This window comes from Aquabacterium sp. NJ1, from assembly GCF_000768065.1.
GTDB lineage: Bacteria > Pseudomonadota > Gammaproteobacteria > Burkholderiales > Burkholderiaceae_C > Aquabacterium.
In genome coordinates this window covers 3,918,632-3,932,313 of the sequence record NZ_JRKM01000001.1, presented here as the reverse complement: position 1 = coordinate 3,932,313, position 13,682 = coordinate 3,918,632, and the positions used below count along the sequence as shown (strand labels likewise).

Here is a 13,682-nt window from a genome sequence, read left to right as displayed (position 1 = left end):
CCCATGTCACAGCCCAAGTTCGCCCTGTCCTGCGGCACCATCCTGATTGGCCTGGCGCTCTCAGGCTGCGCGCACAACCCGATGGGGCCGCAGGCGCTCCAGGTGAAACCGAACTACCAGGTCAAGCAGGGTGGGCAGGTGGACCTGTCCTACGGCTACATGGTGCGGGCACGCGAAGCGGAGGCGGAAAACCAGCTGGAGCACGCCGCCATCTGGTGGGCACGCGCCGTGGGCGCGGCCCCCGGCCGTGCGGATGCCCACCATGGCCTGGGCCTGTGTCTCGCGCGCATGGGGCGTTTGCCCGAGGGCATCAGCTCTTTGCGAGAAGCGGCCTCGCTGGCACCACACGACGCCCGCATCCTCAACAACCTGGGCAATGCCTTGAAGCTGCAGGGCGAACGCGATGAGGCCGTGGCCATGTTCAAGGCTGCACTGCAGGCAGACCCGACGCACGCCCAGGCGCGCTACAACCTGGCCATGCTGGCGCAATCGGCCATGTCGATGACCGTGGCCCAGGTCGAGCCGCGTGAGGCCACCAGCCCGGCGGCGCCTGTAGCCGAACCGACCTTGTCCGGGGTGACCCAGATGGCCCTCAGGCTCACCACCGTGCTGGGTGTTCAGCAAACACCGAATGTGGCCCCCTTGCCGCAGATCACGACCACGGCCTCCGCCGAGCCGCTGCAGCTCAAGGGCGCCGACAACATCAAGGTGGTGCCACTCACATCGGTGGCGCTCAACGACCAGGCCGTGCCCGCCTCCACCATGTCCGTCACCCTCACGGGGCTGACGGTGGAGGTGTTCAACGGCAACGGCATTGCGGGCGCGGCCAAAGGGCTCAGCCACGCGCTGGCCCGTCAAGGCCTGAAGCCCAATCGCATCGCCAACATGGCGAAGTTCGATGTGTCGAACACGCGCATCGTCTACCGCCCAGGCAAGGCCGCAGAGGCTCGCGCGCTGGCCCGGCTGCTGCCCACCAGCAGCGAGCTGGAAGAGGCCTCGGCCAGCCTGCAAGACGGCATGCGTGCCGATGTGCGCGTGGTGCTGGGCCGTAACCTCAGCCAGGTGGCTGCGGCCTGCCTGAGCCGTGGCGAATGCGTGGGCAGCCCCGCCATCCAGGTCGCATCGCTGGACTGATCAGCCCTCGCCGTACACCACCATGGCCTGCCCCTCGGGCATCAGCTCCTTGAAGCGCTGCAGGGCCTGGTCACTGGGGAACATGCGTGCCTTGTCGCCCAGCTCCACCTCGGCCCTGGCCGAGATGTCCGGGGTGCGCCGCTCCACCACCACGCGAATCGGCAGCCCTTGTATGGTGGGCGGCAGATCAGGCTGGGGCGCCTCGATCTGGCGCGCAGGGAACTCGCGCAGGATGTCGGCCACGGGCAGCTTCTGGTCCTTGGCCAGCACGCGCACGAAACGGGCATAACGGCAACGCGCCGCCGGCAGGCTCATCACCTGCTGCACGTTCAGGCGCAGGCCACCCGAGAAGCGGTCGGTCTGTACCTTGCCGGTGATGATGACCAGCTCATCGTCCTTGAGCAGGTCTTTGTTGGCGTCCAGCGTGTCCTGATTGGCCACGGCCTCGATGACGTCGCTCTTGTCGTCGAGCTTGAAGATGGCCACGCGGCCGCGCACACCGTTGATGACGCGCAGCTCGCTGATGATGCCGGCCACCACCTGCGGGTCGCGGCTGTCTTTCAGGTCGCCAATGCGCTGCCTGGCAAAACGGCGCACCTCCGGTTCAGCCTCGTCGAACAAGTGGCCTGAGAGGTAAAAGCCGATGGCCGTTTTTTCCAGCGACAAGCGCTCCTTGAGCGTCCACATCTCGGTGGGCACCAGCTCGGGCTCGTTGGTCGAGGCTGCATGGCTGTCGCCAAAATCAAAGAGGCCTCCCTGGTCGGCATTGGCCACCAGCGTGTCGGCGTACTCGAAGGCCAGGCCCACGCTGGCCAGCAGGCCGGCACGATGCGGCTCCAGCGAGTCAAAGGCACCGGCCTTGATCAGGGCCTCGACCACGCGCTTGTTGACCTGCTTGCGGTCCACCCGCGCGCAGAAATCGAAGAAGCTCTTGAAGGGCCCGTTCTCCTTGCGCTCGCGCACCAGGGCTTCGATGGCGCCCTGGCCCGTACCCTTGACGGCACCCAGCGCGTAGCAGATGGTCTTGTTGCCCGTGGGCACGAAGCGCCACTCGCCTTGGTTCACATCGGGCGGCGTGAAGGTGATGCCGAAGTTCTGCGTGGCATCGTCATGGAAGATCTTGAGCTTGTCCGTGTCGTCACTCGACACGCTCATGTTCCCTGAGAAGAATTCGGCGGTGTAGTGCGCCTTCAACCAGGCCGTGTGATAGGCCAGCAAGGCATACGCGGCGGCGTGCGACTTGTTGAAGCCGTAGCCCGCGAACTTCTCCATCAAGTCGAAGATTTCGTCGGCCAGTTGCTTGCTGATGCCGTTCTTGGCCGCGCCTTCCGAGAAGATGCCGCGGTGGTGCTGCATCTCCTCGACCTTCTTCTTGCCCATGGCGCGGCGCAGCAAGTCGGCGCCGCCCAGTGAGTAGCCCCCCACGATCTGGGCCACCTGCATCACCTGCTCCTGGTAGACCATGATCCCGTAGGTTTCCTTGAGCACCTGCTCCATCAGCGGATGCGGGTAGGTCACCTCTTCCTTGCCGTGCTTGCGCGCACAGAAGGAAGGGATCAGATCCATCGGGCCTGGCCGGTACAGCGCCACCAGGGCGATGATGTCCTCGAAGACGCTGGGTTTGGCGTCTCGCAGCATGCCCTGCATCCCGCGGGATTCAAGCTGGAACACGGCCACGGTCTTGCCTTCTGACAGCAAGCGGTACGAGGCCGTATCGTCCAGCGGGATCTTGGCGAAGTCGAAGTCCTTCTGATCCGGGTGGCGGGCGATGATGTAGTCCTTGGCCAGCTCCAGGATGGTCAGCGTGGCCAGGCCCAGGAAGTCGAACTTCACCAGGCCGATGGCTTCCACGTCGTCCTTGTCGTACTGGCTCACGGCCGATTCACTGCCGGGCTGCTGGTACAGCGGGCAGAAGTCGGTGATCTTGCCGGGCGCGATCAGCACGCCCCCTGCGTGCATGCCGATGTTGCGCACCATGCCTTCCACGCGCATGGCGAGTTCGAGCAGCGAGGCCACTTCTTCTTCGGCCTTCTCGCGCTCTTCCAGCTCGGGCGCTTCCTTGCGGGCGTAGATGATGCCGGGGTCCGGCTCGGCGGGCACCTTGGCCAGCGTCACGGTCTTGCCCGGGGGCGCCGGGATCAGCTTGGCGATGCCGTCCACCTGGCCATAACCCATGCCCAGCACGCGGCCCACGTCACGCAGCGCGGCCTTGGCCGCCATGGTGCCGAAGGTGGCGATCTGCGAGACGGCATCGCGGCCGTAGCGGTCCTTCACGTAGTCGATGACGCGGTCGCGGTTGCCCTGGCAGAAGTCGATGTCGAAGTCGGGCATCGAGACGCGTTCAGGGTTCAGGAAGCGCTCGAACAGCAGGTTGTACTTGAGCGGGTCCAGGTCCGTGATCTTGAGCGCATAGGCCACCAGCGAGCCGGCACCGGAGCCCCGGCCCGGCCCCACGGGGCAGCCGTTGTTCTTGGCCCAGTTGATGAAGTCCTGCACGATCAGGAAGTAGCCCGGGAAGCCCATCTTCAGGATCGTGTTGATCTCGAAGTCCAGGCGCTCGACATAGTGTGGGCGCTGCGCCTCGCGTTCGGCCTCATCAGGAAACAGGTGAACCAAACGCTCTTCCAGGCCGGCGTGCGACAGCTCGCGGAAGAAGTCTTCCATGGGCTGCGGCTCACCATTGGGCATGATGGGCGTGGGGAAGTTGGGCAGCTGCGGCTTGCCCAGCACCAGGGTCAACGAACAACGGCGGGCAATGGCCAGCGTGTTGCTGATGGCCGAGGGGATGTCGGCAAACAGGGCCTCCATCTCGGCCGTGGTCTTGAAGTGCTGATCCCGCGTGAAGCGCTTGACGCGTTTGGGGTTGCCCAGGGTCTCGCCTTCGGCGATGCAGGTGCGCGCCTCGTGCGCCTGGAAGTCATCGGGCTCCTGGAACTGGATGGGGTGGGTCGCCACCACGGGCAGTTTCAGGCGCGCGGCCAGGGGCACGGCTTCGCGGATGTAGGGCTCGTTGGTGCTGTGCCCGGCGCGCTGCAGCTCGATGTAGAAGCGGTTCGGGAAGGTCTCGGCCAGCTTGCGCGCCTGGGCCTCGGCCTTGGCCACATCCCCCATCAGCAAGGCCTGGCCCACCATGCCCATTTCGGCGCCAGACAGGCAGATCAGGCCCTCGTTGTTGGCCGCCAGGGAGGCCCAGTGCACCCAGGCATGCGTGCGCTGGCCGGGCGCCGTCCAGGCCTCGCCCAGCAGTTCGCACAGGCGCAGATAGCCCTTGCGGTTCTGGATCAGCAGCAGCAGGCGCGTGGGCGCCTTGCCGGCTTCTTCGGGCTCCAGCCACACATCGGCGCCGATGATGGGTTGAACGCCCTTCTTCTGCGCGGCCTTGTACAGCTTGAGCGCCCCGAACAGGTTGCTCAGGTCGGTGACGGCCACGGCCGGCTGCTTGTCCTTGGCGGCGGCAGCGACCAGGTCGTCGATGCGAACGGTGCCGTCAACGACCGAAAATTCTGTGTGGGAGCGCAGGTGTACGAAAGGCATCCAGGCATTGTAAGAAGCCCGGCACCCGGATCAGCCCGATTGAGCCTCAAGTGGCTTGTGGTCTACCCGGGTTTGCCGAAAATCCCGCGGTGTGACACCCAGCCAGCGCCGAAACGTGCGGCTGAAGTTGGACGTGTCCTGATACCCCAGGCGTTCGGCGATGGCCTCCACGCTCAGCTCGGTGTGCACCAGCAGCCAGCAGGCCAGCTCCTCGCGCACCGCATCCAGCAGGCGCTGGTAGCTCATGCCCTCTTCGCTCAGATGGCGAATCAGCGTGCGCGGGGACACATGTTCCAGCTCGGCCATCTGCTCCAGCGACGGGTAGCTGCCGTCGCAGCCCAACAGGCGGCGTTGCACGCGGGTCGTCACCGTGCCCATCTCGATCTGGTTGAGCTGGCGTTCGCAGTCGCGCAAGGCCGTGCGAAAGGCCTCGGGGTCGGACGCGATGCCCGGACTGCCCCACACATCCAGCGGCAACTCCATGCGCAGTTGATCGGCGCCGAATTCGCTTTGCGGGCAGAAGTCGCGGTAGTGCTGGCCCCAGGGCGGCTCGGGGAAGGGCCACTGAATCCGCACGCGGCCCCGCATGTCCTGACCGGCGATGGTCTCGAACATGCGCAACATGGCCGCCGCGATGTGCCCGACGATGTACTCGCGCACATCATCAGACACCAGCACCTCCTTGAGCACCAGGGCAAAGCCACCACGCGTATCGACATCCATGCGGGCCAGGCGCAGGCGCACGTCGGTGAAGCGCTGCAACAGCAACATGGCCTCGCCCACCGTGCCGGCCGCCATGGCCGCATAACCCAAGGCCCCGTGCGCGGACAACTGTGTGCTCAGGCCCACCTGCAGCCCCAGCCAGGGGCATTGCGTCAAGGTCAAAGCCCGCAGGACGAGCCGGCGCGTCTGCTCGAAGCTGAGGAACAGGTTGCTGCCATGCAACTCGGCCCAGTTCAGCCGGGTGCCTTGCAGGATCTCGTCTTCACTGAAGCCGCGGCGGCGCAACTCGGCGCAGATCAGGCGGGCGTAGACGGGGTGCAGGGAGGGCTTCAACCAGTCGGCAGGCGCGTGCGCATCAAGCATGTCGATCCTGGATGCCATTCGGGTTGAGGTCATTCGGGCATGTCACTAAATGACGAAATTCTGCCAGCACAAACGGTGTCGCGTCGAGGAGGGAAAACGCACAGTCACGTCATGGTTCAAGGAACTTGAGGAGACAAACCCATGCCCGCTACCCTGCCCCTTCCTGCACAAGAACAAGACCCCGCCAGCTACCGCGACCGCAAGAAGCTCATGTGGCTGTTGTCGGTCATCGCGCCGGCTTCCGTGGTGGTGGGCCCTGTGGCCTACCTGAACGGCCACACCCACCCCATGTGGTTCTTTGCCAGCATGATCGCGATCTACCTGGGCGTGCCCCTGCTCGACTACATCATGGGCGAGGACCTGAGCAACCCGCCCGAGGGCGCCGTGCCGCGCCTGGAAGCCGATGGCTACTACCGCTGGATCAACTACCTCGTGGTGCCCGTGCTGTGGGGCAGCCTGTTGTTCAACGTGGTGTTCCTGGCCACACACGACCTGGCCTGGTATGAATGGCTGGCCACCACCGTGATCACCGGCTCCATGCTGGGCTTTGGCCTGAACCTCAGCCACGAGTTGGGCCACAAGAAGGACTGGATCGGCCGCAAGATGGGCCTGTTCAACTCGGCGCTGGGTGGTTATGGTCACTTCTCGATCGAGCACAACCGCGGCCACCACCGCCATGTGGCCACGCCCGAAGACCCCGCATCCTCCAAGATGGGCGAGAGCATCTACCGCTTCATGTTCCGCGAGCTGCCCGGCGCCTACTTCCGCGCCTGGGATCTGGAAACGGAACGCCTGGACCGCGTCGGCAAGTCGGTCTGGAGCCTGGACAACGAGATCCTGCAAGCCGGCCTGGTCACGGCCCTGCTGTACGGTGGCCTGATCGCGGCCTTCGGCCCGAAGATGGTGCCCATCCTGGCCATCGTGGCCTTCTGGGGCGCCTTCCAGCTGACCTCGGCCAACTACATCGAGCACTACGGCCTGCTGCGCCAGAAGAAGGCCGATGGCCGCTATGAACACTGCCAGCCGCACCACTCGTGGAACAGCAACCACATCGTGTCCAACCTGATCGTGTTCCACCTGCAGCGCCACTCGGATCACCACGCCAACCCGACCCGCAGCTACCAGTCGCTGCGCAACTTCCCCGAGCTGCCCACACTGCCTTCCGGCTACTTCGGCATGTTCCTGGCTGCCTATGTGCCGCCACTGTGGTTCGCCATCATGGACAAGCGCGTGATCCAGGCCGTCGGTGGCGATGCGAACCGCATCAACTTCCTGCCCGCCAAGCGCGCGATGCTGATGCGCCGCTTTGGTTTGACCGACTCGGCCACCGCTCAGGCCAGCCAGGCGGCCCAGCCCGCGCTCAAGCAGGCCTGATCCCATCGCGGCCAGCTCGCTGGCCAGCACCTCGCGCCGCGTTGACGCTCACGCCGTCAGCGCGGCGATTTCACGTTGGAGGTTGGCGCGGGCGCGGTCTTCCCACTGGGCCCGCAAGGCCGGCGTGAAATAGATCTGGGACCGATCCAGAAAGGCTTGCAGAACCTTGACGCGGCCTTGTTTGTAGGCCGGCTCGGGCACCCAGGCCCACTCCTGGGCCACCTGCTGTGCATAGCGGTCATAGGCCTCGGGTGAGGTCGCCAGAATGCCGAGATCCAGGTCCAGGAACACCGCCGTGTCCGGGTCCCCATCGGTCCATTCATGGTGGTGCGTCGCGCGCACTTTGCGCTGTACCGAGTCGATCAAGGCGGCATCCGCCCCCGCCTGTTGCAGCATCTCCCCGGCCAGCACGGCGCTGCGCTCCTCGTTGTCCTGCCGCTGCGTGTCGTAGACGGCGTCATGGAACCAGATCGCCAGCATGACGGCGCGCTGGTCCTGAATCAGATCGCGGTGCGCGAGTTGCGCTTGCAGCAAGGCCTCGATGTGGGCCATGCCGTGGTAGGCCCGATGGGGCTCGGCATAACGCTGGATCAGTGGCTGGCGGATGGCTTCGAGCATGCCACCACCTTATCAGGCTCAGCCCGCTTTGGGGGCCTTGGGTTCGTGGTCCACGAGCGCCAGCAAGCCCTGATACGGCAACAAGTTGGTCTTGACGACCTTGTCGATCGGTTCCTTGAAGCCGTCCTGCATCCAGCGTGAGGCCAGCAGCACGTTCAGGCCGATCATGCCGTCGGCCAGCAAGTCCAGGTTGATCTCGGCGGCGCGGCCCTTGGGCACCAGCAGGTGCAGGTGCTGGCGCATCATGGCCGAGTAGTCGCGCGCCGTGGCGCCACTCAAGGCGGCCACCTCGTCGTTCACGCCCAGCGAATCCACCAGCATCACGCGGCCCCGGCGTGGGTCGTCGCGGATGAACTCCAGGAACACGCGCATGGCGGGCTCCAGCATGCCCAGCGGCGTGGGCTCGGCCTGCTTGAGCGAGGCCAGCGTCAAGGCCATCAACTGCTCGCGCAATTCGGCGTAAGTGGCCAGAAACAGCTGCGGCAGCGTCTTGAAGGACTCGTAGAAGTAACGCTCCGTCAGGTGCGCAGCCACGCACACCTCGCGCACCGTCGTGGCGTGGAAGCCTTTCGTCCCGAACACCTCCAGCGCGCCGTCGATGAGCTTGGCTCGCCGCAGGCGCTGGCGCTCTTCGGGCAAGACACCGCCATAACGGCGCTTGTTCGGGGGGGATGAGTCGGAAATTGCTGCGTCCATAGGGATCCCTATATTGACATGAATCATTGTCAAAGTTAGTCTGACAATAATTCTTGTCACAAATCAAAGTGCTTTCAGAAAGATCTCCGTATGAAGCCGAATGAATTCAAGCAGCCGCTTGCCGCCGGCCAGGGGGTGGAGCGGCACCGCATCATCGTCGTGGGCACGGGATTTTCGGGCCTGTGCATGGGTGTCAAACTCCGTGAAAACGGCGAGGACGACTTCGTGCTGCTGGAGCGTGCCCATGACGTGGGTGGCACCTGGCGCGACAACACTTACCCCGGTTGCGCCTGCGACGTGGAGTCCCACCTCTACTCCTTCTCGTTCGAGCCCAACCCCAACTGGTCGCGCATGTACGCGCCCCAGCCCGAGATTTACGCGTACCTGAAGCACGTCGCCACCAAGTACGACCTGCTGCGCCACATCCGCTTTGGCGCCAACATCACGGCCTCGCGCTATGACGAAGCGCGCCAGGTCTGGGTCGTCAAGGCGGACGACGGCCGCGTGTTCGAAGCCGATGTGCTGGTCTCCGGCATGGGCGGACTGAGCAACCCGGCCATCCCCAGCATCAAGGGCCTGGACAGCTTCGAGGGCACCACCTTCCATTCCGCCACCTGGCGCCACGATTACGACCTGACGGGCAAGCGCGTGGCCGTGATCGGCAGCGGCGCCAGCGCCATCCAGTTCGTGCCGGCGATTGCCCCCAAGGTGGACCACCTCACCTACTTCCAGCGCACCCCGCCCTGGGTCGTGCCCAAGATGGACCGCCCCATCAAACCCGAAGAAAAGGCCGACTTCAACGCCAACCCCTGGCGCCAGAAGATCGCCCGCACCAAGCTGTACTGGACGCTGGAGATGCGCTTCCTGGCCTTCAAGTTCAAGCCCGAGTGGATGAAGCTGGTGGCAAAGGTGGGCAAGCACCGCATCAACAAGGCCATCAAGGATCCGGCCCTGCGCGCCAAGCTCACGCCCGACTACACGCCCGGCTGCAAGCGCCTGCTGATTTCCAACGAGTACTACCCTGCCCTGGCGCGCACCAATGTCGAGGTCGTCACCGAGGGCATCCAGGCCATCACGCCACGCGGCGTGCGCACGCAAGATGGCCGCGAGCACGAGGTGGACGCCATCATCTTCGGCACCGGCTTCAAGGTGCAGGACCCGATCCCGCCCAAGGCCGTGTTCGGCAAGGGTGGCGCCGATCTGGCCGAGGTGTGGAAGCAAGGCGCCGAGGCCTATATGGGCATCACCGTGGCAGGCTTCCCCAACTTCTTCATGCTGATGGGCCCCAACACGGGCCTGGGCCACAACTCCATGGTGTTCATGATCGAGTCGCAGGCGCATTACATCGTCGAGGCGCTCAAGACCATGAAAGAGCGCCGCATCAAGGCCCTGGAAGTCAAACCCCAGGCGCAGGCCCGCTTCGTGGCCGATGTGCAGGCCGACCTGAAGAAAACCGTGTGGAACTCCGGCTGCAAGAGCTGGTACATCGACGACAAGGGCCGCAACACGACGCTGTGGCCAGGGTTTACATTTGCCTACCGTTTGAAAACCCGCCGTTTCAACCTCAACCCCTACTTCACAGAGCGCGCATGAGCATTCAATCCGTCATCGCCAACATGGTCCTGCGTTACCAGTTCAAGCGCGCAGGGCGTGGGCCATTGAACGTGCACAAGGCACGCCACATGGTCAACAAGATGGCCAAGCGCTACCCGCCCCCGCCGCCCGAAATCAAGCACACGCCCGTGGCGGCGCAACCGGCCAGCGCCCTGTGCTCGGCCGAGTGGTTGAGTGTGGCCAACCCGAAGCGCACGGTGCTGTACTTCCATGGTGGCGGCTACTTCTTCTGCGGCCTGGAAACCCACCGCCCGACCTGTGCCTACCTGGCGCGCACCGCCGAAGCCCAGGTGCTGTCGGTGGACTACCGCATGGCGCCCGAAAACGTTTTCCCCGCTGCCGTGGACGACGCCGTGGCCTGGTGGAAAGAGCTCTTGAACAAGGGCATCGACCCCAAGAGCGTGGTCTTCGGTGGTGACTCGGCCGGTGGTGGCCTGGCCCTGGCCTGCCTGGTGGCTTCGCGTGACCAGGGCCTGCCCATGCCCGCAGGCGCCGTACTGTTCTCGCCCTGGAGCGACCTGTCCTGCTCGGGCGAGACCATGAAGTCCCTGGCCGATGCGGACGTGATGTTCAACCCCGAGTCCCTGCCCGAAGCTGCAGCGCTCTACCTCAACGGCAAGCCCACCACCACGCCGCTGGCTTCGCCCCTGTTTGCCGACCTCAAGGGCCTGCCACCCCTGATGATCCACGCCAGCAAGCACGAGATCCTGCTGGCTGACTCGACCCGCCTGCATGAACGCGCGCAGCAACAAGGCGTCAAGAGCGAGCTGCACCTCAAGGCCAAGATGCCCCACGTGTGGCCCACCATGCTCATGCTGCCCGAAGCCCGCCAGACCCTGAAAGAATGCGGCGCCTTTATCACCAACGTGACAGCCCGCGTGACCGCTTAAACCCATCGCCTGAGGAAGACCCCATGAAAGACTTCAAGAACAAGGTCGCGGCCATCACCGGCGCCGCATCCGGCATGGGCCGCACGCTGGCCGTCGAGCTGGCCCGTCGCGGCTGCAATCTGGCCATCAGCGACGTCAACGACGCCGAGCTGGTCAAGACGGCCGAACTGGCCAGCCAGCATGGCGTGCGCGTCACCGTGCGCAAGCTGGATGTCTCCAAGCGCGACGAGGTCTACGCCTGGGCCGACGAAGTCGTGCGCGACCACGGCAAGGTCAACCTGATCTTCAACAACGCCGGCGTGGCGCTGACCGCCCCCGTCGAGCACATGAAGATCAGCGACTTCGAGTGGATCATGGGCATCAACTTCTGGGGCGTGGTGTATGGCACCCAGGCCTTCCTGCCGCACCTCAAAGCGTCGGGCGAAGGCCATGTCATCAACACCTCCAGCCTGTTCGGCCTGATGGCCGTGCCCACGCAAAGCGCCTACAACGCCAGCAAGTTCGGCGTGCGCGGCTTCACCGAGGCCCTGCGCATGGAGTTGGACATGGAAGGCGCCTGCGTGAGCGCCACCTGTGTGCACCCGGGCGGCATCGCCACCAACATCGCGAACGCCGGCAAGGTGGACCCGGTCATGGAAAAGCTCACCGGCCAGAGCGTGGACGCCCACAAGCGCCGCGCCAACAAGCTGATCAACGTGACCACCGCCGAATCGGCCGCGCTGCAGATCCTGCAGGCCGTTGAAAACAACGAGCGCCGCGTGCTGGTCGGCAACGACGCCAAGAAGCTCGACAAGGTGATCCGCCTGTTCGGCTCGGCCTACCAGGTGCTGGTGATGAAACAGTTGCGCAAGATGAACAAGCCGCGTCAACCGGCCCGAAGCGCGGCATGATGCGCGCATGAAGTGGCTGAACCGACTTTGGTGGAGTGCCGTCCTGCTGGGGATCGGCCTGGCTGTGGCTGTCTGGTCGACCTGGGAGCCTGACCGGCAACTGGGGCAACTGGTGGGGCGCTGGGCGCCCGAGCCCTCCAGCTTCGTCGAGCTCGACGGCATGCAGGTGCACATGCGGGACACCGGCCCGCGCGAGGACAACCTGCCCATCGTGCTGCTGCACGGCATGTCGTCCAGCCTGCACACCTACGAAGGCTGGCAGACCGCACTGCAGGCCAAACACCGTGTCATCAGCGTGGACCTGCCCGGCTTCGGCCTGACCGGCCCCAGCCCCCAGGGCGACTACCGCATCGACGCCTATGTGCGCTTCGTGCTGCGGTTTCTGGACACGCTCAACGTCAAGCGCGTGATCCTGGTGGGCAACGCCCTGGGCGGCGAAGTGGCCTGGCAAACGGCCGTGCTGGCACCCGAGCGCGTGCGCAAGCTGGTGCTGATCGACTCGGACGGCTACCAGCCCTCCGTGCTGTCCATGCCGCTGGCCTTCCAGATCGCCAGCATGCGCGGGCTGCGCTGGGTGTCCGAACGCATCCTGCCGCGCTCGCTCGTCGAGTCCAGCGTGCGCAGCGTGTTCGGTGACCCGGCCCACGCCACCAAAGAGAAGGTCGACCGCTATTTCGAGCTGAACCTGCGCGTGGGCAACCGCCGCGCCCTGTTCCAGCGCATGGACCAGGCGCAGTTCGGCAGCAACTCAGCGCTGATCCACCGGGTGCAGCAACCCACACTGGTCATGTGGGGCGAGAAAGACGAGATGATCTCGCCCGACCAGGGCAACCTGTTCTGCCGGGACATCCCGCACTGCCAGCTCACCACCTTCCCCGGGCTGGGCCACCTGCCCCAGGAAGAAGACCCGCAGGCCACGCTGAAGGTGTTCCTCGCCTTCCTGGCGGCCAGCAACTGAGGCCTCTCGGCCCCGTTGGCCTGAGCCCTTCAGGCGTCCTCAGGCTTGTTCAGCGATGCGCCAGCGCGCCTGGCGCACCACCGACGCCACCAGGCGGTCCAGCACCTTGTCCAGATCCGGCTTCACCAGGCCATGGGCTTCATCGAACTGCTGGTCGGCATGCGGCAGGCCCAGCTGCTCGGGCACCACCACCATGGCGAAATTGGTGCTCAGGTAGGTGCGCACGATGGGCAAAGCCCGCAGGCCGCCCAGGGCGCCTGGCGAGGCGGCCATCAGCCCCACCGGCTTGCCAGACGTGGCGCCCGTACCGCCGGGCAGCTCATCCTGTGCCGGCACCGTGGACAGCCAGTCAAAACTGTTGATCAACAAGGGCGTGGGCAAGGCGTTGTACTCCGGGCAGGACAACAACAAGCCATCATGGCTGGCAAACAAGGCGCGCAGCTTGATGGCGCCTTCTGGCTTGCCATGCGCCGCGGCCCAATCGTCATCGTAAACAGGCAGGGCCAGCTCGCGCAGATCGACCTGCGTGACCTCCGCCCCCAGCGCCTGCGCCTTGCGCGCCGCCAGACCAAGCAGCTGGCGATTGAGCGAACCCTGGCGTGAACTACCTGAAATGGCCAACAGCCTCACTGGCCGGGAAAGATTGCTTGCGGTCATGTACTTCCAGTTATCAAGACCCTTTTCAGGGCCAATTTCGGACAGCAACCAGGCGCTGTAACTCCAGCACGTATATTGCTAGAGAAACATGCAATTTCGCACAAGCCGGCTTTGCCGCCCCCCGATACAGGCGGACGCTGCCAGGGCCTGGTTTGATTAAGATCGGCCGGTTCCCGTTTCAGCCTCAGCCTCCACCACGCCTCATGCGCCAGGTGATGCGTCGGCCGTTCG

At 65.0% G+C, this 13,682-nt stretch carries 11 protein-coding genes; 6 read left to right on the top strand and 5 right to left on the bottom strand.

The window, feature by feature from the left end:
• Positions 1 to 3: 3 nt before the first annotated feature.
• Positions 4 to 1,134, top strand: coding sequence for a LytR C-terminal domain-containing protein (locus tag JY96_RS16890; protein WP_035039273.1), 1,131 nt, complete (start codon positions 4 to 6; stop codon positions 1,132 to 1,134).
• On the opposite strand, the gene dnaE is transcribed toward JY96_RS16890, so the two are convergent.
• Positions 1,135 to 4,668: a DNA polymerase III subunit alpha gene (gene dnaE / locus JY96_RS16885; protein ID WP_035039270.1), complete on the bottom strand. Its 3,534-nt coding sequence runs from the start codon at positions 4,666 to 4,668 to the stop codon at positions 1,135 to 1,137.
• Positions 4,669 to 4,698: 30 nt separating this feature from the next.
• On the bottom strand, positions 4,699 to 5,754 hold the full coding sequence (locus tag JY96_RS16880) for an AraC family transcriptional regulator (RefSeq protein WP_161784354.1): 1,056 nt from the start codon (positions 5,752 to 5,754) through the stop codon (positions 4,699 to 4,701).
• A 141-nt stretch (positions 5,755 to 5,895) separates the two neighbouring features.
• Here JY96_RS16880 and JY96_RS16875 point away from each other — a divergent pair, with 141 nt between their 5' ends.
• Entirely contained in the window at positions 5,896 to 7,128 is a 1,233-nt protein-coding gene (locus tag JY96_RS16875; RefSeq protein ID WP_052162657.1) for an alkane 1-monooxygenase, read from the top strand.
• Positions 7,129 to 7,176: 48 nt separating this feature from the next.
• Here the strand turns inward: JY96_RS16875 and JY96_RS16870 are convergent, their stop codons facing one another.
• Both JY96_RS16870 and JY96_RS16865 read right to left on the bottom strand, forming a co-directional pair.
• The gene (locus JY96_RS16870; protein WP_052162656.1) at positions 7,177 to 7,746 is read right to left on the bottom strand and encodes a hypothetical protein; all 570 of its coding nucleotides are present in this window, start codon (positions 7,744 to 7,746) and stop codon (positions 7,177 to 7,179) included.
• A gap of 18 nt (positions 7,747 to 7,764) precedes the next feature.
• Complete coding sequence (locus JY96_RS16865; RefSeq protein WP_035039267.1) at positions 7,765 to 8,442, bottom strand: TetR/AcrR family transcriptional regulator; 678 nt, start codon at positions 8,440 to 8,442, stop codon at positions 7,765 to 7,767.
• Positions 8,443 to 8,532: 90 nt separating this feature from the next.
• Here JY96_RS16865 and JY96_RS16860 point away from each other — a divergent pair, with 90 nt between their 5' ends.
• Genes JY96_RS16860 through JY96_RS16845 form a run of 4 tightly spaced genes read left to right on the top strand, consistent with a single transcriptional unit; the run spans position 8,533 to position 12,794 of the window.
• Positions 8,533 to 10,035, top strand: coding sequence for an NAD(P)/FAD-dependent oxidoreductase (locus JY96_RS16860; protein ID WP_052162655.1), 1,503 nt, complete (start codon positions 8,533 to 8,535; stop codon positions 10,033 to 10,035).
• Positions 10,032 to 10,946: an alpha/beta hydrolase gene (locus JY96_RS16855; RefSeq protein ID WP_035039264.1), complete on the top strand. Its 915-nt coding sequence runs from the start codon at positions 10,032 to 10,034 to the stop codon at positions 10,944 to 10,946. Before JY96_RS16860 ends, JY96_RS16855 begins: the two co-directional genes overlap by 4 nt.
• 23 nt (positions 10,947 to 10,969) lie before the next feature.
• Positions 10,970 to 11,836 (top strand): SDR family oxidoreductase, encoded by an 867-nt coding sequence (locus JY96_RS16850; RefSeq protein WP_035039261.1) that lies wholly within the window; start codon positions 10,970 to 10,972, stop codon positions 11,834 to 11,836.
• Between the two features lie 7 nt (positions 11,837 to 11,843).
• Positions 11,844 to 12,794, top strand: coding sequence for an alpha/beta fold hydrolase (locus JY96_RS16845; RefSeq protein WP_035039258.1), 951 nt, complete (start codon positions 11,844 to 11,846; stop codon positions 12,792 to 12,794).
• Positions 12,795 to 12,833: 39 nt separating this feature from the next.
• On the opposite strand, the gene JY96_RS16840 is transcribed toward JY96_RS16845, so the two are convergent.
• Positions 12,834 to 13,451, bottom strand: coding sequence for an NADPH-dependent FMN reductase (locus tag JY96_RS16840; protein ID WP_035039255.1), 618 nt, complete (start codon positions 13,449 to 13,451; stop codon positions 12,834 to 12,836).
• Positions 13,452 to 13,682 lie beyond the last annotated feature (231 nt).

Excerpts from the sequence above, each read along its gene's own strand:
- JY96_RS16890 (WP_035039273.1), top strand. The coding sequence starts at position 4 with ATGTCACAGCCCAAGTTCGCCCTGTCCTGCGGCACCATCCTGATTGGC.
- dnaE (WP_035039270.1), bottom strand. The coding sequence starts at position 4,668 with ATGCCTTTCGTACACCTGCGCTCCCACACAGAATTTTCGGTCGTTGAC.
- JY96_RS16880 (WP_161784354.1), bottom strand. The coding sequence starts at position 5,754 with ATGCTTGATGCGCACGCGCCTGCCGACTGGTTGAAGCCCTCCCTGCAC.
- JY96_RS16875 (WP_052162657.1), top strand. The coding sequence starts at position 5,896 with ATGCCCGCTACCCTGCCCCTTCCTGCACAAGAACAAGACCCCGCCAGC.
- JY96_RS16870 (WP_052162656.1), bottom strand. The coding sequence starts at position 7,746 with ATGCTCGAAGCCATCCGCCAGCCACTGATCCAGCGTTATGCCGAGCCC.
- JY96_RS16865 (WP_035039267.1), bottom strand. The coding sequence starts at position 8,442 with ATGGACGCAGCAATTTCCGACTCATCCCCCCCGAACAAGCGCCGTTAT.
- JY96_RS16860 (WP_052162655.1), top strand. The coding sequence starts at position 8,533 with ATGAAGCCGAATGAATTCAAGCAGCCGCTTGCCGCCGGCCAGGGGGTG.
- JY96_RS16855 (WP_035039264.1), top strand. The coding sequence starts at position 10,032 with ATGAGCATTCAATCCGTCATCGCCAACATGGTCCTGCGTTACCAGTTC.
- JY96_RS16850 (WP_035039261.1), top strand. The coding sequence starts at position 10,970 with ATGAAAGACTTCAAGAACAAGGTCGCGGCCATCACCGGCGCCGCATCC.
- JY96_RS16845 (WP_035039258.1), top strand. The coding sequence starts at position 11,844 with ATGAAGTGGCTGAACCGACTTTGGTGGAGTGCCGTCCTGCTGGGGATC.
- JY96_RS16840 (WP_035039255.1), bottom strand. The coding sequence starts at position 13,451 with ATGACCGCAAGCAATCTTTCCCGGCCAGTGAGGCTGTTGGCCATTTCA.